This is a genomic window from Pannonibacter sp. CBAS1226, assembly GCF_055685825.1.
In genome coordinates this window covers 1-617 of record NZ_JBVOUO010000038.1, presented here as the reverse complement: position 1 = coordinate 617, position 617 = coordinate 1, and the positions used below count along the sequence as shown (strand labels likewise).

The 617-nt window shown below is 58.0% G+C and carries 1 pseudogene; it reads left to right on the top strand.

The annotated features are described in order from the left end of the window. Positions 1-617: pseudogene (locus AC0CMF_RS25255) on the top strand (flagellin N-terminal helical domain-containing protein); the annotation flags it as partial.

The following is a 617-nucleotide window of genomic DNA, read 5'->3' as shown; positions in this document are numbered from 1 at the left end:
ACCTGGTGGACCAGATCAATGGTGTCGCCGGTGTACGGGCCGAGTTCGACGAAAAGACCGGCTCCCTGTCGATCATCTCGAACGATGACGTCTACCTCCACAACACCAATGCCAGCGCTGCCACACCGGCTCCGTCCGATCTGATCAGCGTTTCTGCCGCAAACTTCACGTCAGGGTCGCAGCTGCTGAAGAACTCCGGCTCGTTCAACGTCGAGGACATCCTGACGCTGACCGATGGCAATGGCTATGAACTGGGCTCGCTTGAAGTCACCGACAAGACCTCCGTCAAGGATCTGACCGACTTCATCAAGCGCTTCAACGGCGTCAACGCTTCGTTCAACACCTCGACGGGCAAGCTGACCATCGAAAGTGACGTGTCTCTCAACCTGAAGAGCACAAACGCAGACTTTGCCGCCACGGGCTTTACCGAAGACACCGATGGGGTCAACGTGGTCGCCGCGGTCGAATCCGGCTTCGCGACGGATGAAGCGATCAACCAGACCATCGACAAGCTGAACAACGCCCTGTCGGTGCTGCGCTCGCAGGCCTCGGAATTCGGCACCAACCTGTCGACCGTGCAGATCCGTCAGGACTACACCAAGTCCATGATCAACACT